General features: G+C 42.9%; 26 protein-coding genes. 9 read left to right on the forward strand and 17 right to left on the reverse strand.

Features of this window, described 5'->3' with window-relative positions; all coding sequences use genetic code 11:
• Window positions 1–70: 70 nt before the first annotated feature.
• From H6G40_RS07010 to H6G40_RS07020, 3 genes are all read right to left on the reverse strand, one after another.
• Entirely contained in the window at window positions 71–1,258 is a 1,188-nt protein-coding gene (locus H6G40_RS07010; protein WP_190537459.1) for an RNA-guided endonuclease InsQ/TnpB family protein, read from the reverse strand.
• A 342-nt stretch (window positions 1,259–1,600) separates the two neighbouring features.
• Entirely contained in the window at window positions 1,601–1,786 is a 186-nt protein-coding gene (locus H6G40_RS07015) for a hypothetical protein (RefSeq protein ID WP_069474937.1), read from the reverse strand.
• A 2-nt stretch (window positions 1,787–1,788) separates the two neighbouring features.
• A complete protein-coding gene (locus tag H6G40_RS07020) occupies window positions 1,789–2,274 on the reverse strand; it encodes a type II toxin-antitoxin system VapC family toxin (protein WP_002797897.1) in 486 nt (161 codons plus the stop codon).
• Window positions 2,275–2,509: 235 nt separating this feature from the next.
• Here H6G40_RS07020 and H6G40_RS07025 point away from each other — a divergent pair, with 235 nt between their 5' ends.
• Both H6G40_RS07025 and H6G40_RS07030 read left to right on the forward strand, forming a co-directional pair.
• Window positions 2,510–3,112: a helix-turn-helix domain-containing protein gene (locus H6G40_RS07025; protein WP_256094059.1), complete on the forward strand. Its 603-nt coding sequence runs from the start codon at window positions 2,510–2,512 to the stop codon at window positions 3,110–3,112.
• A 2-nt stretch (window positions 3,113–3,114) separates the two neighbouring features.
• Window positions 3,115–3,684 carry a PIN domain-containing protein gene (locus H6G40_RS07030; protein WP_256094060.1) on the forward strand — a complete coding sequence of 190 codons (570 nt, stop codon included), beginning with the start codon at window positions 3,115–3,117 and terminating at the stop codon, window positions 3,682–3,684.
• A gap of 109 nt (window positions 3,685–3,793) precedes the next feature.
• On the opposite strand, the gene H6G40_RS07035 is transcribed toward H6G40_RS07030, so the two are convergent.
• Window positions 3,794–4,174: a DUF4430 domain-containing protein gene (locus H6G40_RS07035; protein WP_069474938.1), complete on the reverse strand. Its 381-nt coding sequence runs from the start codon at window positions 4,172–4,174 to the stop codon at window positions 3,794–3,796.
• Window positions 4,175–4,488: 314 nt separating this feature from the next.
• On the opposite strand from H6G40_RS07035, the gene cobS reads away from it, so the two are divergent.
• A complete protein-coding gene (gene cobS / locus H6G40_RS07040) occupies window positions 4,489–5,247 on the forward strand; it encodes an adenosylcobinamide-GDP ribazoletransferase (RefSeq protein ID WP_004158958.1) in 759 nt (252 codons plus the stop codon).
• Here cobS and H6G40_RS07045 read toward each other — a convergent pair.
• The 10 genes from H6G40_RS07045 to H6G40_RS07090 form a co-directional block, all read right to left on the reverse strand.
• Window positions 5,244–5,705, reverse strand: coding sequence for a PPC domain-containing protein (locus H6G40_RS07045; protein WP_002778638.1), 462 nt, complete (start codon window positions 5,703–5,705; stop codon window positions 5,244–5,246). The two genes, cobS and H6G40_RS07045, sit on opposite strands and share 4 nt — an antisense overlap.
• 298 nt (window positions 5,706–6,003) lie before the next feature.
• Window positions 6,004–6,225 carry a DUF4278 domain-containing protein gene (locus H6G40_RS07050; RefSeq protein ID WP_069474939.1) on the reverse strand — a complete coding sequence of 74 codons (222 nt, stop codon included), beginning with the start codon at window positions 6,223–6,225 and terminating at the stop codon, window positions 6,004–6,006.
• A 93-nt stretch (window positions 6,226–6,318) separates the two neighbouring features.
• Window positions 6,319–7,374, reverse strand: coding sequence for a potassium channel family protein (locus H6G40_RS07055; RefSeq protein WP_069474940.1), 1,056 nt, complete (start codon window positions 7,372–7,374; stop codon window positions 6,319–6,321).
• 33 nt (window positions 7,375–7,407) lie between these two features.
• Window positions 7,408–8,265 carry a DNA-formamidopyrimidine glycosylase gene (locus H6G40_RS07060; RefSeq protein ID WP_190537461.1) on the reverse strand — a complete coding sequence of 286 codons (858 nt, stop codon included), beginning with the start codon at window positions 8,263–8,265 and terminating at the stop codon, window positions 7,408–7,410.
• A gap of 128 nt (window positions 8,266–8,393) precedes the next feature.
• Window positions 8,394–9,737 carry a cytochrome c biogenesis protein gene (locus H6G40_RS07065; RefSeq protein WP_190537463.1) on the reverse strand — a complete coding sequence of 448 codons (1,344 nt, stop codon included), beginning with the start codon at window positions 9,735–9,737 and terminating at the stop codon, window positions 8,394–8,396.
• A gap of 50 nt (window positions 9,738–9,787) precedes the next feature.
• Window positions 9,788–10,516 (reverse strand): cytochrome c biogenesis protein CcdA, encoded by a 729-nt coding sequence (locus tag H6G40_RS07070; RefSeq protein ID WP_002757062.1) that lies wholly within the window; start codon window positions 10,514–10,516, stop codon window positions 9,788–9,790.
• An 18-nt stretch (window positions 10,517–10,534) separates the two neighbouring features.
• The gene (locus tag H6G40_RS07075; protein ID WP_002780396.1) at window positions 10,535–10,897 is read right to left on the reverse strand and encodes a VOC family protein; all 363 of its coding nucleotides are present in this window, start codon (window positions 10,895–10,897) and stop codon (window positions 10,535–10,537) included.
• A 2-nt stretch (window positions 10,898–10,899) separates the two neighbouring features.
• Complete coding sequence (locus H6G40_RS07080; protein ID WP_190537465.1) at window positions 10,900–11,856, reverse strand: ABC transporter permease; 957 nt, start codon at window positions 11,854–11,856, stop codon at window positions 10,900–10,902.
• Window positions 11,857–13,590: a peptide ABC transporter substrate-binding protein gene (locus tag H6G40_RS07085; protein WP_069474943.1), complete on the reverse strand. Its 1,734-nt coding sequence runs from the start codon at window positions 13,588–13,590 to the stop codon at window positions 11,857–11,859.
• 698 nt (window positions 13,591–14,288) lie between these two features.
• On the reverse strand, window positions 14,289–15,107 hold the full coding sequence (locus tag H6G40_RS07090) for a hypothetical protein (protein ID WP_002736154.1): 819 nt from the start codon (window positions 15,105–15,107) through the stop codon (window positions 14,289–14,291).
• 411 nt (window positions 15,108–15,518) lie between these two features.
• On the opposite strand from H6G40_RS07090, the gene H6G40_RS07095 reads away from it, so the two are divergent.
• From H6G40_RS07095 to H6G40_RS07120, 6 genes are all read left to right on the forward strand, one after another.
• The gene (locus H6G40_RS07095; protein ID WP_002736754.1) at window positions 15,519–15,791 is read left to right on the forward strand and encodes a hypothetical protein; all 273 of its coding nucleotides are present in this window, start codon (window positions 15,519–15,521) and stop codon (window positions 15,789–15,791) included.
• A complete protein-coding gene (locus H6G40_RS07100) occupies window positions 15,788–16,165 on the forward strand; it encodes a clan AA aspartic protease (RefSeq protein WP_069474944.1) in 378 nt (125 codons plus the stop codon). The genes H6G40_RS07095 and H6G40_RS07100 overlap by 4 nt, the downstream gene beginning before the upstream one ends.
• 213 nt (window positions 16,166–16,378) lie before the next feature.
• Entirely contained in the window at window positions 16,379–16,756 is a 378-nt protein-coding gene (locus H6G40_RS07105) for a DUF433 domain-containing protein (protein ID WP_002778608.1), read from the forward strand.
• A complete protein-coding gene (locus tag H6G40_RS07110) occupies window positions 16,753–17,145 on the forward strand; it encodes a hypothetical protein (RefSeq protein ID WP_002791850.1) in 393 nt (130 codons plus the stop codon). Before H6G40_RS07105 ends, H6G40_RS07110 begins: the two co-directional genes overlap by 4 nt.
• A 318-nt stretch (window positions 17,146–17,463) precedes the next feature.
• A complete protein-coding gene (locus H6G40_RS07115; RefSeq protein WP_002736321.1) occupies window positions 17,464–17,724 on the forward strand; it encodes a hypothetical protein in 261 nt (86 codons plus the stop codon).
• Entirely contained in the window at window positions 17,721–18,131 is a 411-nt protein-coding gene (locus tag H6G40_RS07120) for a type II toxin-antitoxin system VapC family toxin (RefSeq protein ID WP_002803249.1), read from the forward strand. The genes H6G40_RS07115 and H6G40_RS07120 overlap by 4 nt, the downstream gene beginning before the upstream one ends.
• A gap of 216 nt (window positions 18,132–18,347) precedes the next feature.
• On the opposite strand, the gene murB is transcribed toward H6G40_RS07120, so the two are convergent.
• The 3 genes from murB to H6G40_RS07135 all read right to left on the reverse strand — a co-directional run bounded on the left by murB (window position 18,348) and on the right by H6G40_RS07135 (window position 21,680).
• Window positions 18,348–19,226 carry a UDP-N-acetylmuramate dehydrogenase gene (murB, locus tag H6G40_RS07125; RefSeq protein WP_123230545.1) on the reverse strand — a complete coding sequence of 293 codons (879 nt, stop codon included), beginning with the start codon at window positions 19,224–19,226 and terminating at the stop codon, window positions 18,348–18,350.
• A 99-nt stretch (window positions 19,227–19,325) separates the two neighbouring features.
• On the reverse strand, window positions 19,326–20,753 hold the full coding sequence (gene murC / locus H6G40_RS07130; RefSeq protein WP_002736561.1) for a UDP-N-acetylmuramate--L-alanine ligase: 1,428 nt from the start codon (window positions 20,751–20,753) through the stop codon (window positions 19,326–19,328).
• Between the two features lie 240 nt (window positions 20,754–20,993).
• Entirely contained in the window at window positions 20,994–21,680 is a 687-nt protein-coding gene (locus H6G40_RS07135; RefSeq protein ID WP_069474945.1) for a hypothetical protein, read from the reverse strand.
• Window positions 21,681–21,743 lie beyond the last annotated feature (63 nt).

Genomic DNA, 21,743 nt, shown 5'->3' on the forward strand with positions numbered 1-21,743 from the left:
TTTACTTCATTGGGTAAAACACTTTCATTGACATCCTCGCCGCCGTGAAACGGACGGTGATTCCCAAACCTCACGATTTAGGTTTCTGCTTGGGGTCCCGAAGGTTTTTCGCACCTGCCTTAACAGATTTACTCTGTTCTGGTCTTATGGTCGCTCTACAGACTGACACCGCAAGCCCTGCGGCCAAAATGTTTTTACTGGCGTTAATATCTCGGTCATAGTGAGTCCCACAGTCTGGACAGTCCCATTCTCGAATATTTAACGGCATTTTCTCAGCAATATACCCACAATTACTACACCTTTTAGAGCTAGGAAACCATCTATCTATTTCGATGTAATTTCTCCCATACCAAAGGCATTTATAGGCTAATTGTCGAGTGATTTCTCCCCAGCTTACATCAGATATTGCCTGAGATAACTTGGGGTTTTTGACCATATTCTTGACGGCTAAATTCTCAACCATAATCGTTTGGTTTTCATGAACTAATTGAGTGGTTAGCTTGTGTAAATGGTCTTTTCTGTTATCAGTAATTTGGGCGTGAATTCTGGCTACTTTGATTCTTGCTTTTTCACTATTTTTTGACCCTTTCTGTTTTCTAGAAAGATTTTTTTGCGCTTTTCGCAACCTCCGATAATGCTTTTTAAAATGCTTGGGATTAGATACTTTATCGCCATCGCTGGTAATCACAATGCTACTAATTCCTAAGTCAATTCCAATGGCTTTATCTGTTACTGGTAAAGGCTTAATCGTTGGGTCATCAAATCTAATTGAGATATGCCAACGTCCAGAAGGATGTAATCTGACTGTTACTGTACTTGGGTCACAGCTTTCTGGTATTTGTCTTGACCATCGAATAGGTAAAGGTTCTGTGCATTTAGCTAAATAGATTTGTTTGTCTTTAAATTTAAAAGCAGATTTGGTAAATTCGGCACTTCCTCCCTGATGTTTTTTCTTAAAGCTAGGATACTTAGTACGACCAGCAAAGAAGTTAGTGAAAGCTGTTTGTAGGTGTCTTAACCCTTGTTGTAAAGGTACACAGCTAACTTCGTTTAAAAACTCTAATTCTTCTTGCTTTTTCCAGTCGGTTAGCATTGAAGAAGTTTCAGTATATCCTACTCTTTCTTGTCTTTCATACCAAGCTTGTGTTCGTTCGTGGAGAGCTTTGTTGTAAACTAATCTTACACAGCCCAAAGTGCGCCGCAATAGCGACTCTTGTTCGGGTGTTGGGTAAAATCGGTAAGAATAGGCTTTTTCCATGTCTCACATTTTAGCATATATTTCGTAAACGATGCTCATATTTAACAGTAAAGCCGTCGTAGAACGACGGGGTTTCAGACCCAAATTTTCGATGAAATTCATGATGAGTGGATTCGGAATGTTTTGAAGAATAGACCTGAGCTCACGGAGGAGCGTCTTCACCTCACAAAAGCTCTGATGAACAGTAATGTACGTGACTGTCTCGTTCAGGGTTATAAATATCTAATTCCATCGCTAAACTTACCAGATGTCAATGTCTGTCAACCCAACCGACAGGATCAGCGTACTGCTGCGCAGTGCCTTCGCCATCGCACTATAGATTTAGCGGTTTCATTGAATACTTTAGCTGGCGGTCGGGTGCAGTGATTTGTTAGACTCTCGCTTAATTGGCAACCTAACTAATCTATCTTTATGAGCCAGTTGCTTCTGCTTTAAGTCATTAAAAATAGCTCTTAAGTCATATTGAAACGATTGAGCGTATTCTTCTCTATACTTGTGAATTTCATCGAGAATTTCATTTTTATACATGACTAGACCTCTAGGTTATATCCAATAAGCTCATAAGGAGTGCAAATAACTGGCAATATATATCCGAGATCAGAACTAATCTGAGCCAGCTTACGCTGAATTTGGGCATTTGCCATGTGCTTGCAGTTCCATGTTAGCAAATAATCTAAGTTATAGACGGTTGCTAATGCCATATGTAAAGCGTCATTAGATGCCTTTAGTGGCAGATTGCTTTGAGTCAGAAACGCTTGCGAAAGTTCAAACGCATCTTCCGTAAGTTCGAGAAGCATTAGGGATTGTAACAAGTTTAACCGTTGAGCGGCGATTATCGGATCTCCCTTAGCTGCCTCATCTTCAACGATCTCTGATGCGTAAAGCGTAAATGAGCTACTATGTTCGTTCCACCAATCTTGGGTGATCTTGATATTAGCAGCAACGATCAGATTGTCAGTGGGTCTGGCGGTTAAATGCCCAAAAATACTTGTTTCAATATAGACGCTTCCATTCACGGCAACCTAGAATATCTTTTCGCTCTCTATCCTACCTTATTTAATCTTGGTTTTGAGGGTGTTGGGTAACAGCCGTCAACCCAACCGACAAGATCAGCGTACTGCTACGCAGTGCCTTCGCCATCGCACTTAAACCCACAGCTGCAATCAATCTGCATGGTGCGTTCCCCAAAATCGATCGCCGGAGCGGTGGGAGCCTCATTAGGGAACGCACCCTACGGCTGGTGAGCAAGTTGTGGCAAAAACATACTTTTCGTTTGTTGCGTTTGTTGCATTTATTTCGTATCTGGGCTACACTAGGCCGTGGTACTCTGGACAAGAGTTCAATCAACAGTATGAGCGGCACAAGACAATGGCTACTGGAATCGCTGATTTTCAAGAGACAATTGCACCGACTGCGGCAGATACAGAGCTTGCGCGTGAGTCAAGCCGTCAGCTTTCAAGATTTCTAGGCAAACGCCCTGTTGGAAACCCCTTGCCTGACTTCAGACTGCGTGTGCAGGCGGATAATGAGCCAGAAGAAGTGGTTGTTATTCCGATGTCTGCATTTCGCCTTTTAACTGATATTCTGACGCAAATGGCTCGTGGCAATGCAGTTACTTTGATGCCTGTATATGCTGAGTTAACGACACAACAAGCAGCAGATATCTTAAATGTATCACGTCCATTCCTGATCAGTCTGATTGATGATGGCAAGATTCCATACCGAAAAGTGGGAACTCATCGCCGGATTCGATTTGACGACCTCATGACCTATAAGCATGACATAGACCAGAAAAGATTACAAACTCTTGAAGAACTTACACGCGAAGCACAAGAGTTGGACATGGGCTATTGATTGTGAGCAACTTCACTGCATTATTCGATGCGTGTGTTTTATATCCAGCTCCTCTACGGGATTTTTTGATGCGTTTAGCGATAACAGATTTGTTCCGTGCCAAATGGACTGATGAAATTCATGATGAGTGGATTCGGAATGTTTTGAAGAATAGACCTGATCTCACGGAGGAGCGTCTTCACCGTACAAAAGCTCTGATGAACAGTAATGTACGTGACTGTCTCGTTCAGGGTTATAAAGATCTAATTCCATCGCTAAACTTACCAGATGCCAATGACCGTCATGTACTAGCGGCTGCCATTTGTGCAGGAGCCGATGTGATTGTTACATACAATCTGTCAGATTTTCCGGCTACAACTCTTGAGCAATATGGTATCGAGGCTCAGCATCCCGATGAGTTTATTATTCATCTGATTGATTTAGCTCCTTCAGTGGTCTGTGAAGCTGCTAAGCAACAGCGAATGAGTTTAAGAAATCCCCCGCAAAGTGTTGATGAGTTACTGGCAGCTTATGAAAGGCAAGGTCTAGCCCAGACTGTAGCAGAACTCAGAGTGTACGATGGACTACTTTGAAATTCTCAAAACTTTATCTGTCTAACGCCTAGGTTCAGGGGCGTCAAAAAGTAAAGCGAGAAACGAGCGCAGCTTTTTGACGTCCACTGGAACCCCTTGTTAGGCTTAATTATTTATTCGCAGGATGATCGGGTTGATTCATCTGTCTCAGGCCAGAGCTATAATGTTTGTAATCCCAAGATACACTATCACCTGAATCTAGTTTATATGCAGCAAAGCCAACTGAAGGCATCTGTCCGTTGACGAAATATACCCAATAATAACCGTTATTCCCTTGATTATTTTCCACCCCATCAATTGAGGTTAGATATTCGCTATCACCAGATCCCTTTGATGTGTAGGTAACGCTTGGATTACATGATTTTGCTTCATCTAACAGTGTTTTTACTGTCGATTTGTTGGGAACTATTGGAAGATAGTCACAAGCTTGCCATGGCGGTGTATGCCATTGTTGTTGCCAATCAATAAACAAATTTGCTGTATTGGACATAACTGTTCTCTCCATTTGCAGTCCCTGTTGAGATTATAGATAGACTTATCAGAGGGACGTACTGACAAGCCTAACTACATAATATACGGAAACTTTCCGTATCTCACACTAAATACACATTTTTTAAAAAATCTTTCCGCATATTACTCTCCTATAGAGCGATCACAAGAACTCTTCCTATAAAATTACAAGTAAGTCTGTTATGCCGAATTATTATAGGTGTTCTCAGATGTTTTGAAAATCCCACAGGGTGGCCGATACAAAATTAGGTTATACTTCATCTTTATGAGAAACGATGACATACCGGGAGCGAATTGGGGGGATTGATTACCATATTTAACTTCATTTGTCAAGAAATTCGCTCATTTTTAGGTGCGATCGCTTTTTACACGATTATTCCGGTTCCGATTGCTTGGCCGGATTTTGGTAGAATTGCCCGATGGATTCCCTTAGTGGGCTTATTTTTGGGTCTAATTCTGGTTTTGCTCGATATAACTCTAGCTGGCCTGGGAATGCCACCCCTGACTCGTGCAGTTGTCCTTGTGGGGGTTTGGGTTTATCTAACGGGAGGACTACACCTTGATGGAGTTAGTGACACGGCCGATGGTTTAGCTGTCACCGACCCCCAGCGTCGTTTAGCGGTCATGGCCGATAGTGTTACCGGGGCCTTTGGAGTCATGGCCGTGACTATGGTTTTGCTGCTAAAAATCGCCGCTTTGACTGATTTAAGCGATAATCGAGCCTTAGCTCTAATTTTAGCACCAATTTGGGGACGTTGGGGGCAAGTAATGGCGATCGCTCTTTATCCCTACCTCAAACCCACCGGCAAGGGAGCCTTTCATAAAGTGGCTTTTTGTCTGCCCTGGGACTGTGGGGGAGTAATTTGGGGGTTAATCGCCCTATTTGGTGGTCTAAGGTGGGGAATAATCGCCATTAGTGCTGGAATCGCCCTCGCTCTGCTTACTGGTTACTGGTTATATCGTCGTCTTCGCGGTCACACTGGCGATACCTACGGTGCGGTGGTAGAGTGGACAGAGGCTCTATTCTTGGTTTTTTTAACAATAATTAGCTAATTTTTGCCCTCCACAGCCCGTAAACGGGTTAATTTCAGGGTAAATTTTCCCCCACCGGTTTCTCCGAAAGCTCTCACCCGAATAATATATTTACCCGACTCGGTAATCCGTGCAAAAAGGAGAGCATTAGTGCCACCATCGGGACCATCATCATTTTCCGCTACAGTGGAACCATCGTCGGCCAGGAGAATTAAAACTCCATCAAAGTTTTCCGATTTGAGATCGATGGCCACCTGATCGTCCTTTTCCAAATCTACGGTATAATCCCTAGCAAACCCCCCCTCACCCGTGGGAATATCCTTGTCGGTGAGAGTATCGTTAATTTCTTTATTGAGGATGAGGGGGACGGGATTATAGATTTTTTCCGCTCGCACTGGTAAAGATTGACCGCTTAACCAGAATAAAGTGAGCAAGACGCATAAACCAGAATAGCGACCAGTCAAAGGGAATCTTGTCATAGGGGCAGGTATTCGTTTTCTCAATCTCCCTATTCTACAAAAAACTGATAACTATCAGCAGTTCGACAAAATTAAATTCACACCCCCTTTCGGGGGAACGCTGGAACTGCGGAACTGCGGAAGGGAAAAATATGTGTAATTAATTTTGCTTAGGTACTTATTTCTTGTTGGCAAAAACGAGTAAAAAATCCGCCTTGGAGCGAGGGAGCAAGAGGGGAGATACAACCCGTTTAAGGTAATTGATAAAATCATTAATTGACAATCTTTAAAAGAGATTGATTGAAAAAAGAACTAGAAGTTAAAAACTTAAAGAGGGTCTTTCCATGGGCAAAGAAGCTAAAGATTGAGTGATATGATAGGCTTGACCGCGATAGGTAACGGCTACCTGTTTCTGAATGGTTTGAACGACACCAAGGTTTTTTAAATAGGGAACACCACGATAGCCTAAAATCATCGGACTGGAAACAACGGTGGCAGTGGGGTTTTTCTCGTAAGGAATGCCGCGATAGGTTAATTTCATAGCTGTCCCTGGAGATAATTAGTGAGTTAGTTTTATCTCCATCGGTAGCGAAATTAATTCCAGAAAATCTCAACTTTTTTGTAGGTAAATATCCTACCAAGAAGACCCACGATAGCGCATTTCTCGACGCAGAGCATAACGACGGGCAAAATTAGGAACATCGCCCCGATGACCTAATAAAATGACCGTATCGCCTTGCTGTAGAATGGTGGAATTGTCGGGATGGGCGATGACACCACCATCAAATTGACGCACAGCAACGATAATAAAAGCACCCTGTCCCCGCACTTCCATCTGACTGATGGGTTGTCCCAAAAAAGGAGAATTGCTTAAAATCGAGTATTCTTCAAATTGTAGGTCGATATCGGCTAATAATTCGTTAAGATTGCGCCTACCTTCATCTTCCTGTAAAAAATCAATCGCGGCTGGATGGGTGATTAAATGGGCCATTCTCTCTGCTCCAATGGTAGCAGGTAAAACCACTTGATCGGCCCCGGCTAGTTTTAATTTTTTCTCGGTGCTGGGATATTCTCCCCTAGCGATTATGTATAGTTGCGGACTGAGTTCTCTTGCGGTTAAAGTGATGAAGACATTTAAGGCATCATCGGGTAACACAGTCGCTAAAACTCGCGCTTTGTCGATGCCGGCTTTTTGGAGAATACTTTCATCGGTGGCGTTACCATTAAGAGTTATGTAACCTTTTTCCTGAGCTAATCTAATGCGATCGGGGTTATTATCGACGATAATAAAGGATTGGGCTGTTTTTGCCAATTTAGTCGTTAGGATGCGTCCTATGCGCCCAAAACCACAGATTATGACGTGATTTTCTAAGCATTCCATCTCTTTATTCATCCGGCGATCGCTAAAGGCTTTGTTAATTTCTCCCTCGGTGAGCATCTGAAAAAACCCTCCCACCACATAAACGGCCGAGGTAGTCCCACAGATGATAACTAACATGGTAAAAGCTCTCAGACTGGGAGTGTTAATCGGTTTAACTTCCCCGAAACCTACCCCAAATATGGTGATAATCACCATATAAACGGCATCTAGAAAACTCCAACCGTAGGCCATATAACCGATAGTTGCTCCGACTACCGTAGCGAGAAAAAAACTCGCACCGATGATAATCCTTTTCAGTGAACTTTGCATCGATTTCCGTGACCTGACCATCTAGCTATCAGCTTACAACTGTTTACTGATTACTGTTGAGACTTGACATTGGGGACAAAAATGAGAGGAGCGTCCACTTAATTTAATTCTGGCAATAGTTGCACCGCAAAGGCGACAATTTTCGCCAGTACGACCATAAACCCAGGCCATTGCGCCATAATTGCCATTAACTCCCGTAACGTGGAGAAAATCGCTAAAACTGGTGCCGCCTTCAGCGATCGCTGTTTCCAGTACAGAAATAATGTTTTTTGTCAATAAGTCTATTTGCTCAATTTTTAAGAGATTAGCGGCAGTTTGGGGATGGATACCACTTTTAAAAAGAACTTCATCCGCGTAGATATTACCAATTCCTGCCACCACATTTTGATCGAGGAGAAAAGTTTTAATCGGACGACGACTTTTTTGACAGTGACTATAGAGGTAATCGGGGGTAAAATTGCGATCAAAGGGTTCCAATCCCAGTTTTTTGAGAGCAGTAATCACGCTTTCTGGGGTTTTATCGGCGGCAATCCACCAAATTTTCCCGAAAGTGCGGGTATCGACGAAGCGCAATTCTTGCTGATTGGCAAAAAAGAAGCGTAAGCGCGTATGAATCGGCAGGGGAGTGGTATCTTTTACCCAGAGCAATTGTCCGGTCATACGCAGATGAACCCCGATACTGCTACCATTATCTAAATTGGCGAGGAGATATTTGCCTCGGCGCTGCCAATTGGTAATCGTAGTCTGAGCAATTCCTTGCAGAAAAGTTACCTCGCAATTAGGATAGGCTAGGGTACGCTGTAATAATACCTCCCCACCGATAATTTTTTTGCCCTGGGTAACTTGATTTAATCCGCGACACACCGTTTCTACTTCTGGCAATTCTGGCATATAAGTAATTGAACAAAATTAAGTTCTTGGTTAGGGTAGGCAATAGGCAAAAAAGGCAATAGGCAATAGGCAATAGTATAGATAAACATAACTTTTGATCGGGAAACGACACCAAATTAACGTCAATTCTACTTTAACTTTAACATTTCGATAGTATCAATTATTTCCCGTTCAAAACTGACTTGAGCGCGATTAGTTTTACCACCAATATAAAAGCGATCGCCCGATTGTAAAGCCCAAATTTGCGAATGGGAAAAGTAACTCATTACCACTCCCATCATCAATAAAGCAAAACCTAAATAGACAATCGGTACTCCCGGATCTGCCTTAATTTGTAAACCTGTACTGCCCACTAATTCGACTATTTTTAGATTAACTCCATTGATAGGAATCGTCATTCCTTCTCGTACCGCAGAGGTTAAATCTCCCTTAGCATCATAGACGATTACCGTACCTTGTAAATCTCTGGTTAAAAGAGAAACTCCCTCACTAAGATCGGTTTTAGTCGGAATCCACGTTCCCCAGATTTGTCCATTACCTTTGGTGTCTAAACTAGCCATCGGTAGCTGTAGGATCGGACTATTATTCACCTGTACTTTTACCCCAGCAATTCCCCAACTGGTTTGATAAAAAGTCACCCCTTTATGGTGCAAAGGTTGGTTAACTTGAATAGTTTTGCGATCGATCTCCTGTCCTTGATTATCGATCACCGACAAATCAGAATAAAATTGTTCTATATCACCTTTAGGACTATAATCAATCCAAAAACGATTAACTTTAATCCCCCAATCTTTAGGGAGAGAATTTTTAGATAAGGGTCCAGCTTCAATAATATTTTTAACCTGAAAACTATCGCCACTAGCTACCATTTCTTGAGCGAAAAACCCCGTTAACGCTCCCCAGATTGCTCCTGCTAAAATAATTAACATGGCTGCATGAACGATAATCGGACCGATTTTACCGATCAGACCTTTACGAGCATAAAGACTGTTATTTTCTAGAAAAACTTTGTAGCCTTTTTTTTCTAATAGAGGGGTGAGAGATTCTAAGGAACCAGTTTCTAATTCAGCACTTAAAGCCAGTTTTTGAAATTGGCGAGATTGTTGATAAAATTGCCATTTTCTGGCCGCTTTTAAAGCGGGTAATTGTCGTCGGAAGGTACAAGCGGTTAAACTAGAACCGAAGAGAATTAATAATGATAGATACCACCAAGTGCTATAAACATGATTTAATCCCAATAGTAATAAAACTTTCCAAGTCAGAAAGCCAAATAAAGCGGGTTTCTCAGGATAATTAACTTGGTAGAAAGATAGAGATTGTCCCTGTTCTATTACCGTCCCAGAAATGCTAAAAATAGCGATTAAAAGTAAGAGGATAATTGCCAATCGTAGATCGGCAATAGTCTGGATAAATTTCCGTCCCCATTGAGGCGGTGTATTCTTTAAATTTGAGGAAGTTTCCGATATAGTCATAGTTAAAAGTTTTACAATTCTAGCCAATTATCCATCATAACTCTCCACCATCACAGCAGACGGGATAATAAAGAAAAAACTCCAAAACCGATTAATAAAACCCCACTGACAGGATTAATCCACCCGGACCATTGACGCAGGGAAAGAAAGCTTTTCAGCGAGGCAGTAAAAGAACCGACGATAATTAGCGGTAAAACATAGCCGGCAGTGTAGGATAACAATAATCCCCCTCCTAAGCTTAAATCCCCCGTATTTGCCACCCATGCCAATAGAGTTGCTAGAACAGGTGTACTACATGGAGAGGCGATTAAACCAAATGTTAAACCGAGAAGATAGGACCGCAAAATCGGGGGAAAATCGCCGGTAATCCAATCGGTAGCGCCAAGGGAGGGGAAGCGCAGGGGTAATAATTCCAAGAGGTTTAACCCCATCAAAATAGCGATCGCACTGACGATAATTGGTAAACCGATCCCCACCTGTCCATAGACTTTCCCTAAAGTAGCGGCAATTAGTCCCAATCCCGCTAAGGTGGTAGCTAATCCCAGGGAAAACCATGTGGACTGCCAAAAAGCCGCTAAACGACCTTTATTTTCGTAACCCCCGATATAAGCGACGGTAATCGGCAACATCGACAGCATACAGGGGGTAAGACTGGTAAGTAAACCGGCTAGAAAAATCACGGCAATACTGACAAAACTAAGGTGAGTTAGTTGGGAAGTCACTAAGCGATCGGCGTATTGTTCAAGGTGATAGAGTTGAGTCTGTAATTGGTCTAACATATTGGGGAATTTTTCAGGCTAAATTTGGCTCATTTCTAGGATATTACCATCGGGATCGCTGACAAATAATGCCTTTCTACCCGAGGCACTCATTTGAATTGTATAACCTTGACTTTCTAGATAGTTACCCATGGCTGTCACGTCATCAATAGCGAAGGCAATATGAGGATTGCGTCCCCATTTTTGGGGATTGGGACGGTAGTTTTGATAATTGGTATCGACAATTAAATGAATTTGATAATCTCCCACTTGATACCAAACCCCATCGTATTGAAAAGGGCGATCAATTCTAGTCAATCCTAGAACATTTTCGTAAAAGTTAACAGCTTTTTCTAGATCGGTGACTAAAATCGCCGTGTGTAAGGATCGCATGATGTTCATAGTTAATATCTGACTCGCGGATCGAGCCAACTATAGGTTAAATCGGCAATTAAGTTAAAGATAACAATTAAAATCCCATAGATAAAGGTAATCGCCATCACTACGGGGGTATCACTGCGGGAAATAGAATCAATTAATAAAGCACCGATACCCGGTACACGAAACACTTGTTCTGTGACTAAAGCACCGGTAAAAATTGAGGGAATATCGAGAGCAATCAGGGTGACAACGGGGATTAAAGCATTGCGAACTATATGCTTAGTTAGGACAGAAAAATTAGTTAGTCCCTTGGCTAAGGCAGTTTTAACGTACTCTTGGTGAATTTCTTCAGTTACGGAAGAACGCACAAAACGCATCAACATCGCCCCTTGATATAAGCTTAATACAGTTACGGGCATAATTGACTGTTTAACCTGCTCGATCAAACTATTAAAATCACTGATTTCTAGGGTACTGTTATAAAAAGATGGTAGCCAGTTTAACTGCACACTAAAGATAATAATTAATAATAATCCCGTTACAAAAGTGGGTAAAGAAAAGCCAAGTAGCGAAAAAGTAGAGATGATTTTGTCTAACCAAGAATAGCGCTTGACTGCTGAAATTATGCCCAAAGGAAAAGCGATTAAAACCCCGAAAATATAGGCAATACCAACAATCCAGAGGGTTGTGGGTAAACGCTGCCAAATGAGGGTAAAAACTGGGCTGCGACTGGTGAAAGAATAGCCCATATCTCCTTGAAGAAATGCTAACAACCACTTGACGTAACGCACGGGAAGCGGTTGATCTAATCCGAGACTTTTGCGAATATTTTCTCGCACCGCTTCCGTAATAGCAGGATTAGCGGCAAATTCCCCCATCGGGTCCCCCGGTGCTAGGGCCAAAATGCCAAAAACCACCATACTAATGGCTAAAAGAGTGGGAATCGAAAATAATAATCTTCTCAGAAAATATTTCAGCATTTATTTACTACGCTTCCAGTCCTTGATGTTCCAAGTATTTCTATCCCAGGGAGTTAATTTAAACCCCGACAAACTATTGCTAATTGCCACCACATCGGCACGATGAACTAGGGGAATAATCACAAAATCATTAATTAACATATCATTCATTTTAATCGCTATTTCTCGCCGTTTTTCTGGGTTTAATTCTTGACTAAAAGCTTGCCATAATTTATCGTATTCAGGATTGCAATAACGAGCATAATTATCCCCGGCCCAACCATCAGCTTTTTGGGGAATTTCGCTACAGGTAAAGGTTTTAAAATAGGCTTTCGGATCGGGACTATTATTACCGGTAGTGTACATTTGTAGGTCAGCATAAAACTTTTCTACCGTGTCATCGTTAGCAGGATCGCTAGAAAAGAAAATACTGGCATCAACAGTTTTTAATTCTACTCCTACCCCGATCGCTTGTAAACTTTGTTTGATAATTTCTTGGGTTTTCTGACGGAGAGGATTGACAGTGGTTTGAAAAACTAATTTCATTTCTACCCCATTTTTATCCCTAGTGCCATCACCATTACTATCTTTCCATCCCGCATCATCTAGTAATTTCTTAGCCTTTTCTAGATTAAATTCATAGCTAGTATTGGGCGAATTATATTCCGATGGCATCACAATAAAATTAGGAGTTGTTTTCCCAGTAATACCATAAAGTTGCGTGGCAATAGTATCTCTATCAACGGCTAACGACAAAGCTTCTCTTACTTTCACATCACTCAAAAAAGGATGGGGAAACTTAATACTAGACCTCTCACCTTCAGGAGTAGCTTGATTAGGATCGCTCAGATTAAATAAAACTCTTTCAATCAAAGAACCGAAACTAGATATTAACTGACCCCGACCCGCTTTTTCTAAATCACTTAAAACCTTGGCCTCTACTTGCAAATTATAGGCATAATCCGCCTCCTGTGTCTGTAAAACCGCTCTTGCCGCAGAAGTGGCATCACCTCCTCCTTTTAATTCTATTCTTTGAAAACCCAATTTATCCGCTTCTCGAAAGAAAGAATTTGGTTCATAAACTGCCGTATCTCCCGGTTTAAATTCTACCACTTTATAGGGGCCAGTTCCCACCGGTAATAAATTAGCAGGGGCTTGACGTGCTGTTTCATTGCTATACTTTTCATAGAGATGAGCAGGTAAAATCATCCCTTCTGTCCCCACAAAAACTAATGACCACGCGGGATTAACTTGCTTAAAAGTTATTTTAACTGTATGGGGATCGATCGCTTCTACACTTTTAACTATTTCATAATTGCCAGCGCTAGTAGAACCAGTTTTCGGATTGGTAATAAAATTATAGGTAGCGATGACATCTTTGGCAGTAAAAGGAGTACCATCTGACCATTTAATATCTTTTTTTAGCTTCCATGTCACCGATTTACCATCCCGGGCAACTCCCCCATTTTCAAGAGTAGGAATTTCTGCCGCTAAAAAAGGAACTAATTCCCCTTTTTCATCGAAACTAGCCAAAGGTTCTAAGGTAATGCGACTCGCTTCTGAGTCTTTAAATCCCGTGGAGAGATGGGGATTTAAAATCGTCGGTGCTTGCCAATATAAAAGTTTTAAAGTTTCTGGATTATTATTTTCCGTTGCTGGGGGATTATTAGCTGTTTGTTGACGACAAGCACTAAAAAGCAGCGTACAACTAAGGGATAAAATTAACAGGGGCAAGAAAAGCGATCGCTTAAACATTTTTAGTGACAATCAATAATTCAACAGGGTGACTTAGGTGATTCCCTACCCCACCAATAACAAGTTATCAGACATTGAGTCTTGATCTCGATCGATTAATTGATTATTTGCCTTTATCCATTCCCAGTCAAGTTAAATCGATCGTGCTACGATAGCTGGCCTGTACTAGACAATAAAATTCTAGGCACGGCGACGAAATGGGTTCTTCGGTTTGTGTTATGCAATGTACGGCGGTTATAAGGGACAGAACTCTTATAGAGAAAGACGTTTGGCGATTTTTGTCAATTGTTTTTGATCTAGAGCGAACTAATCAATTAAATCTCTTGCCAGATAAGGATTTAGTCGATTTATGCCACCCTATCGAACCATAAAAAGTAACGAAGAGCCAGAAAATCCGTATTTGGGGTGTTGTATGGAAAAAATCCGTCTAGTATATAGTTAGTGTGATTGCCATCGCCGTAGGGTGCGTTCCCTAATGTGGCTCCTACCGCTCCACTAGCAGTAGGCTAATCTGGCTAACACGCTTTTGGGCGCGATATACGGAAAAGTTTTGGCGATCGCGCCTAAATGGGGTGAGATGCCGAAAGTTGACCCATATCATTACTTTCAGGAGTGTTATACGGAAATTTTCCGTATAATCAATAGTTAGACCGCCAATTCTCGGTTGAGACAGTATGCAAAAGTTGTTTGTGGGGAAGTCATGCTTTTGGTTTTTTTGGGCGAGCGTGAACAGAACTGTTTAGATTCAATCCGCCTGCCATAAAGTTTCCCTCATCAATCATCTCTGGCCATTCAGAATGTTTTATGTCAGTTAAGCGAAGTGGAATCTCAGCAGTCTCTTCTAGCTTGAGATCACGATAGGTTGTTAATTCGTCGAGTCCTTCATATTGTTCTAAATTGCAAACCACGTAAGCTACTGGAAAATATTTAAGGATGCTAAAGGTTCCAAGTTCACTAAATTCACTTAAGTTTCCTCTGACCGCAGGCATAATGACATCACGAACAACCACAATTTCTTCATATGGATAAATCCAGTAAAAAATTTTAATTTCTTCAGGGATCTGAGCTTGATCATCAAACAGAAATTCGCGTATTTTCTGATCAACAACATTATGGTCTATAACTCCCTTCGCTGCAACTAAATGACCAAGAATAGCTCTAATCAATTTTGCTGGTTGCGTCTTGTAATGAATCATTGGTGGAACTTCCACAATTGATTTAAGAATCCTGCCTACTCCAAGAGCAAAGCTATTAAGAACTGGGTCGTAGCGACGCCCCAAGCGTGTATTACATTGTTCGCAAAGGGTTCGATACTTCACACCATTCTGTGAAATAAGACGTTTCTGTTCTTCAGGGTGGACAGTCAAACGTTGTACAATCGTGATCTGCTCAACAGGCTTCAAATCAAAACCTCTCTTTGGTGGGACGTGATCCCAGCTTAGAGAAGCTGATTGTTTACAAATATTGCAAAGACCTACTTTTCCACGCTTTCCTTGATTAATGTAATGAATATCCATTAGACGATTCTAGAATTAGAAGGGTTAGTTTTTACAGCAATTCTAACTCTTAATAAGAATGCATTGCCGTAGCAGCGCGGTCTAATGGGAACGTTAGCCGTAGGGTGCGTTCCCTAATGTGGCTCCCACTGCTCCACTAGCAGTAGGCTAATCTGGCTAACACGCTTTTGGGCGTGATATACGGAAAGTTTCCGCATAATCAATAGAGCGATCGCTGATCTTGTAGGGTGCGTTCCCTAATGCAAGTCCCACTGATCCAGCGATCAATTTTGGGGAACGCACCATGCCCATTGATTAAAGCTGTGGGTTTAAGTGCGATGCCGCTCTTGTGGGACCAGTTGGGGAATGTTAGCAAAGATTCCCGATGTTTAGGTTAAAATAGAGGGCAAAAGTTGCCACAGGGTCAAGCCAATGACAATCCATCAACCCCGCTATAGCAAAGAAGAATTTGCCCAACGTGGCGATCTGATTTATCAAACTCAAATACGTCCACAAGTCGAATTGGGTAATCAGGGCAAAATTGTAGCAATTGACCTTGAAACTGGCGACTTTGAAATTGATGCGCGTGAAATACCTGCTTGCAATAGACTCGAAGCCCGTCACCCAGATGCTCAAATCTGGATTGTTCGAGTCGGTTCTCGCTATGTTCGCCGATTTGGTGGACGTACAAAGAGATTAGTATGATCGCAGGAATCGTTAACGCGGATTTTGAGGCGATTATTTCACTTTCGATATGTGACTCTGAAGGAAATATTTACGCGCAAGATGCGATCATTGATACAGGTTTTAATGGTTGGCTTTCATTGCCACCAGACCTAATCGATCAGCTAAACCTGAAATGGAAAAGACGAGGACGCGCTATTCTTGGTGATGGTAGCGAATGCGTTTTTAATGTCTATGAAGCCGTCGTAATTTGGGACGGAGATTATTTAACCATACCAATTGATGAAGCTGATTCCGAACCTCTAGTTGGAATGTCATTAATGGAAGGCTATCAACTCACAGTTCAAGTATTTGAAGAAGGCCGCGTAGAAATCCGCAAAGTAAGTGTCGTCTAACACTGCGTTGGAGCCGACTTTACAAAAAATACCTGCAAAAATTACAGATTGTCTGCGGCGGCTCAATTAGAACGTTATGCCGCGTCAAAACCGCAAAGGAGGTTTATTATGGCTGAATGATTAGCAGTTGATGTTTCGAGAACTGGGGCGTTGGCTCCCCTTGCTTTTTTTGTGCGCTACTATGGAATTAAATGATTAAAAGCTAAGACTGCTATGGCACTGGCATCGAATGGACAAACAGCTATAATCCGCACAGAGCGAGGGCTTACAATTGCGGATACTCGTATTACTCTGTATGACGTAATCGATTATCTCAAAGCTCAGTATCCACCCAAGTTTATTCGTGATGCCTTCAATCTTACAGATGCTCAGATTCATGCTGCCCTTTCCTACATTGAAACACATCGAACAGAAGTGGAAGCGGAGTATCAGGAGGTTTTAAAGACTGCCGCAGAAACTAAACAATTTTGGGAAGAGAGGAATCGCGAACGTTTTGCTCGGATCGCTGCTACTCCTCCTCGTCCAGGCTATGAAGCGGTTAGAGCTAAACTTCAGGAACGGAGAGCAAAGCGGGAAGCGAAGAAGCAATGATTGTTCTGGCTGATTACAACTTGAATCGGCAGGCAATTCTGATCTCTGGAAGTCTTGTTGTTAGCGGGTTATTAGATCTCGCTCTAATTCGGTTGAGGACATTTGAAGACGTTGGCTTACCCGCAGACAGCAATGATCGAGTAGTTTGGAGATTTGCCCAAACCAACGGGATGCTCTTACTTACGGCAAACCGGAATGCGAAGGGTGAAGACTCGTTGGAACAAGTAATGCGTGAAGAAAATCAACCGACTTCATTTCCGATCATTACGATTGGCGATCCGGATAGGGTCAATGAATCTGACTATCGAGAACGCTGCGTTGAAAGGCTTGTAGAAATTGTGATCGATATCCAAGACTATATGGGGGCTGGTCGGTTGTTTATTCCATAAGGTGATTGGCGCATCATATCTGTTGGTGACACAGCATAACAACCCCAATGCACTCCGACCGACGAAAGCTAATCAGTGTGATCGCCGATCTTGTAGAGTGCGTTCCCTAATGTGGCTCCTACCGCTCCACTAGCAGTAGGCTAATCTGGATAACACGCTTTTGGGCGCGATATACGGAAAGTTTCCGTTTAGCTAAATCCCCGGCAATCCCTGTACTGTTCTCTCCTATCAACCAGCAATTTAAAATCGTGATAGCTTAGGAACTAAACGCGATTAACGTTACGCTCACAATAAAGAAAACTGTATAGAGGAGTTCCTATGACAACTCGTGATACTGCGATCGCCAAATTGCACCAACTCTCCGAGCCACTCTTGCAAGAGGTGAGTGACTTCATTGATTGTATTATCCACAAACATCAAGCTAAACCTGATACCAGCCAAACTGCTGAAAAAATTGTCGAGAGATGGTCACAATGGTTTGAGACGGTGGATCATTTAGACGTAACGCCACTTCAACCAGTCAGCAACTATCAGCAACTCCTGCTCAAAAAATATCGGCAACAAGGACTAGATCTATGATCCTGTGCGATGCCGGAGTCCTACTTTGTCTTGTAGATCGAACTCAGTCTCAGCATAACGCCTATAAAAACGCAGTCCTCCGATTAGAAACGCCCCTTTTAACAACTTGGTCATGCCTGACCGAAGCCATGTACCTTGCGCTGCATCGGGGTGGTTGGCAAATGCAAAAACAACTGGGACAGCTTCTTTTAGACAAACTGCTGGTGGTTTACGATATTCAGGAAAGTGATTACAGTCGTTTGTTGGCATTGATGGAGCAATACCGTGATCGCCCCATGGACTTGGCGGATGCAACCCTGGTCTTGGTAGCTGAAAAGACAGGATATCGGCAAATTCTCACAATCGATTCAGATTTCCTGTTTTATCGGATTACAAACAAAGAAAGCTTTGATATCATTCAAGTGTAATGATCGAAGACCTGCTTCCAACGGCGTATAACTCCACCGTTAGACTGCTCCCACTGTCAGTATGATCGCAATCTTGTAGGGTGCGTTCCCTAATGTGGCTCCTACCGCTCCACCAATAGATTTTTGGGGAACGCACCATGCTAGAGGATTATAAAAATATTTGCCGTCGCACTCGATCCCATCGTGGCTGAGTTCAACCGTTATCGAGAAAAATAGTTAAATCCCGTCAAATTCCCCTAAAACTTTCACCTCTGGTTCTAACCAGAGGGACCAGCGATCGAACACTTGTTCCTGCACATGACGAATTAAACGCAGAATATCCGAGGCTTTTGCTGAACCAATATTCAGGATAAAATTAGCGTGTAATTCTGATACTTGCGCCCCACCAATTTGATAACCTTTTAATCCCATTCCCTCAATTAAAGCCCCAGCATATTGCGGTTTAGGATTGCGGAAAACACTACCACAACTAGGACGATCATAGGGTTGGGTACTTTTGCGATGGCGTAAATTATGGGTAGTAATTGCCATTATTTCCTCGTGATTATCGGTAGCTTCTAACTGAAATGTGGCTTCGACAACTAAACGTTGATCCCCTTGCAGAGAAGAACTGCGATAACTATAATTTAAATCTTCTTTGCTTAAAGTTTCTAACTGACCATCGGGATTTAATACCAGCGCCCGCACTAATCGATCCGCCACACAGGAGGTATGTGCGCCCGCATTCATCACCACAGCCCCCCCCACCGTCCCGGGGATACCCACCGCCCATTCTAAGCCCCTCCAGCCCCGTTTTGCCGCTCTCCAAGCTATTTTTGGCAGGGGTTCCCCCGCCGCTGCTGTAATCGTAGCAGTTTCGGCATCAAAACAACTCGATCGCAGATGGCGAGTATTGAGGACAAGTCCGGGTAAACCTCGATCGCTGATTAGTAAATTTGAACCAGCCCCCAAAACAGTCAAGGGTAAATCTTGCGATCGCCACCAAGCGAACACTTCTCTTAATTCCTCTAGATTAACTGGTTCGGCATACCATTGCGCTCTTCCCCCCACCCGGTAGGAAGTGAAATCAGCTAGAGAAACAGAGGTTTTAATCATAGGGTTTTAGGGGGTTGGGGAGCATTTTCAGTGAACAGTAATCAGTAATCAGTAAACATAATAACTGATTACTGATTACTGATTACTGATAACTGAATCCTATACTCTAACCGCTAATTGTTCGCGGTAAAGAGAGAGCATTTCGGGGATAACTTGATTGAGATTGCCAGCGCCGAGGAACAGAGCCAGATCCCCTGGTTGGAGAATTTCTAGCAGGAATTGACCTAAAGAACTCAATTCAGGGTGATAGTAGGCATTTTTATGGTGTTTTCTCACCTGTTCGACCACTTGCTGCCCGGTGACGTGATCGATATTCACTTCCCCGGCACTATAAATATCCGTTAAGACTACCACATCGGCGGAACTGAAAGCGGAGCCGAATTCCTCCAAAAAGGCAGTGGTGCGACTGTAGCGATGGGGTTGGAAAATGGCGATCGAACGTTGGTACTGTTTGCCTTCTACCTTCAATTTTGCAGCCGCTAACGTGGCCAACAATTCGCTAGGATGGTGGGCATAATCATCGATAAAGGTGATGCCGTTTGCTTCTCCCTTGTGTTCAAAACGGCGTTTTGCTCCGGCAAAAGTAGCGATCGCATCGGCAATAACAGCAAATTCTAAACCGAGATAACGTCCGATGGCCACCACTGCCAAGGCATTACTAATATTATGTTGCCCGGGGATTTTCACTTCCATTTGTCCCAGATAACTGCCTTTTTCCCAGACGGAAGCTTTCATCATTCCCTGTTCATAGATAATCTCGCTGACGGTGTAATCCGCACCTTTTTCGGGATCGAGACTATAACTGATTGTCGGACGGAAATGCTCGGCGATCGTGTCACAATCTAAACAAGCGACTAAAATCTGGCACTGATCGGCAAATTCACGGAAAGTATCGATAACTTCGCTTAAATTCTGGTAATGATCGGGGTGATCTAGCTCAATATTAGTGATTACGCCGATTTTCGGGGCGTGTTTGGTTAGGGAACCATCGGACTCATCGGCCTCTGCCACTAAAAAACGACCTTGACCAAGACGAGCGTTACCTTCCCAAGCGTCCACCTCACCACCGACAATGATCGTGGGGTCTAATCCCGCTTCTAACAAAACGTAACCGATTAAGCTGCTAGTGGTGGTTTTTCCGTGGGTTCCAGCGACGGCGATACTGTCGTAATCAGCGATTAAAGCCGCTAAAACATCGCTACGGTGAAAAATTGGGTATCCTAAGTCTCTGGCCGCTTGATATTCCTTGTTATGGTCATTAATCGCCGTGGAGCAGATTACTTGCGGAACTGTTTGGCTACTGTTTTGAAGGCCAGGAGAATGAAATAAAGCTAAATTATTTGCCTCTTGACGGTGGAAAATCTGCGCTCCCGCTCCCTGTAGCCGTTGGGTGATATGAGTAGGACGTAAATCGGAGCCAGACACGGGTAAATTGCGTTTGGCTAAGATATAAGCGAGGGCTGACATCCCAATGCCGCCAATACCGATAAAATGGAAAGGTTGGCCGTTAAAATTAACTTTTTTCACTTTTTTCACTCCTCAAACCCACGATTATATAAGTTTTAAACTCGATCGGTAGTAAAGTCAACCTCATGATAGGGGCATTTGAGCAGAATTCCCAAATGTTGCCCAGTCACCTTGCAACATCCTTGACGCAGAATTAAAATTTTTTCTCCCAATTCCTTTTTTTACCCAGCTTTGCCAAACGTCCCAAAAATCGGTAAAACCCTACACCCTACACCCCACACGCTGCCCCTACGAACCTAATTAGGGCAGCCATTCCAGTAAAATTCCCACGGAGCTATCTTTGCGAGCGCGGGAATTTTGGGCTTGAATATCGGCAGCTAAACGTAAATTAGAAGTAATCGCATAACCAACCGAAAGAGTAGTCAATCCCACCTCGTTATCACCACCGGGGGAGATAAAACTCTGACTGACGGTGATATCTGCGGCTCCCGTGCGAGAAAGGGCTAATTTGAGCTTTAATCCTAAGTTAAGCCCATCGGTGCTGTAATTTCCTGTTTGAATGTAACGATAGCCCACCATGGGAGCTAGATTGACATAATCACCCAAAGGGAGGAGATAGTATTGTAAATTTCCTCCTATTGCCGTCCTTTTGCCGTTAAAAGCCGTCTGATAATCGCCGCTTAGGGTTAAACTGGTTTGACCAAAAAACACATCTTCTACCCCCAAAATCACGCCACTGGAATTATCGCTAGAAGGAAACTCTGCATATCCCAAGCGGATACGAGTGCGAAAACTGGGATCGCGGCGAATATCTTCGGCGATATCGGGTATTTTTTCTAACCAACGCTCTAAAACCGGGCTTTCTTGCCGAATTTTCGGATCTAGGTCTAAATCCGTTTCTGCCCACACCGGACCAATCGCCCCCCATAATAAACTAAGAGCGATCGCATTTACAGAACAGCAAGAGAGCTTAAACATGATCTGCATTATAATCAAAAAAGATTCAGATTCCCCGCTATTCTTGAGAGGACGGGGGCAGTAGGAGCAGCA

It is taken from the genome of Microcystis viridis FACHB-1342 (assembly GCF_014698335.1).
In the GTDB taxonomy this organism is placed as follows: domain Bacteria; phylum Cyanobacteriota; class Cyanobacteriia; order Cyanobacteriales; family Microcystaceae; genus Microcystis; species Microcystis ichthyoblabe_A.

Coding starts and splice junctions, on each gene's coding strand:
- H6G40_RS07010 (WP_190537459.1), bottom strand. CDS start 1,258: ATGGAAAAAGCCTATTCTTACCGATTTTACCCAACACCCGAACAAGAG.
- H6G40_RS07015 (WP_069474937.1), bottom strand. CDS start 1,786: ATGTATAAAAATGAAATTCTCGATGAAATTCACAAGTATAGAGAAGAA.
- H6G40_RS07035 (WP_069474938.1), bottom strand. CDS start 4,174: ATGTCCAATACAGCAAATTTGTTTATTGATTGGCAACAACAATGGCAT.
- H6G40_RS07045 (WP_002778638.1), bottom strand. CDS start 5,705: ATGACAAGATTCCCTTTGACTGGTCGCTATTCTGGTTTATGCGTCTTG.
- H6G40_RS07050 (WP_069474939.1), bottom strand. CDS start 6,225: ATGAAATTAACCTATCGCGGCATTCCTTACGAGAAAAACCCCACTGCC.
- H6G40_RS07055 (WP_069474940.1), bottom strand. CDS start 7,374: ATGCAAAGTTCACTGAAAAGGATTATCATCGGTGCGAGTTTTTTTCTC.
- H6G40_RS07060 (WP_190537461.1), bottom strand. CDS start 8,265: ATGCCAGAATTGCCAGAAGTAGAAACGGTGTGTCGCGGATTAAATCAA.
- H6G40_RS07065 (WP_190537463.1), bottom strand. CDS start 9,737: ATGACTATATCGGAAACTTCCTCAAATTTAAAGAATACACCGCCTCAA.
- H6G40_RS07070 (WP_002757062.1), bottom strand. CDS start 10,516: ATGTTAGACCAATTACAGACTCAACTCTATCACCTTGAACAATACGCC.
- H6G40_RS07075 (WP_002780396.1), bottom strand. CDS start 10,897: ATGAACATCATGCGATCCTTACACACGGCGATTTTAGTCACCGATCTA.
- H6G40_RS07080 (WP_190537465.1), bottom strand. CDS start 11,856: ATGCTGAAATATTTTCTGAGAAGATTATTATTTTCGATTCCCACTCTT.
- H6G40_RS07085 (WP_069474943.1), bottom strand. CDS start 13,590: ATGTTTAAGCGATCGCTTTTCTTGCCCCTGTTAATTTTATCCCTTAGT.
- H6G40_RS07090 (WP_002736154.1), bottom strand. CDS start 15,107: ATGGATATTCATTACATTAATCAAGGAAAGCGTGGAAAAGTAGGTCTT.
- H6G40_RS07095 (WP_002736754.1), top strand. CDS start 15,519: ATGACAATCCATCAACCCCGCTATAGCAAAGAAGAATTTGCCCAACGT.
- H6G40_RS07100 (WP_069474944.1), top strand. CDS start 15,788: ATGATCGCAGGAATCGTTAACGCGGATTTTGAGGCGATTATTTCACTT.
- H6G40_RS07105 (WP_002778608.1), top strand. CDS start 16,379: ATGGCACTGGCATCGAATGGACAAACAGCTATAATCCGCACAGAGCGA.
- H6G40_RS07110 (WP_002791850.1), top strand. CDS start 16,753: ATGATTGTTCTGGCTGATTACAACTTGAATCGGCAGGCAATTCTGATC.
- H6G40_RS07115 (WP_002736321.1), top strand. CDS start 17,464: ATGACAACTCGTGATACTGCGATCGCCAAATTGCACCAACTCTCCGAG.
- H6G40_RS07120 (WP_002803249.1), top strand. CDS start 17,721: ATGATCCTGTGCGATGCCGGAGTCCTACTTTGTCTTGTAGATCGAACT.
- murB (WP_123230545.1), bottom strand. CDS start 19,226: ATGATTAAAACCTCTGTTTCTCTAGCTGATTTCACTTCCTACCGGGTG.
- H6G40_RS07135 (WP_069474945.1), bottom strand. CDS start 21,680: ATGCAGATCATGTTTAAGCTCTCTTGCTGTTCTGTAAATGCGATCGCT.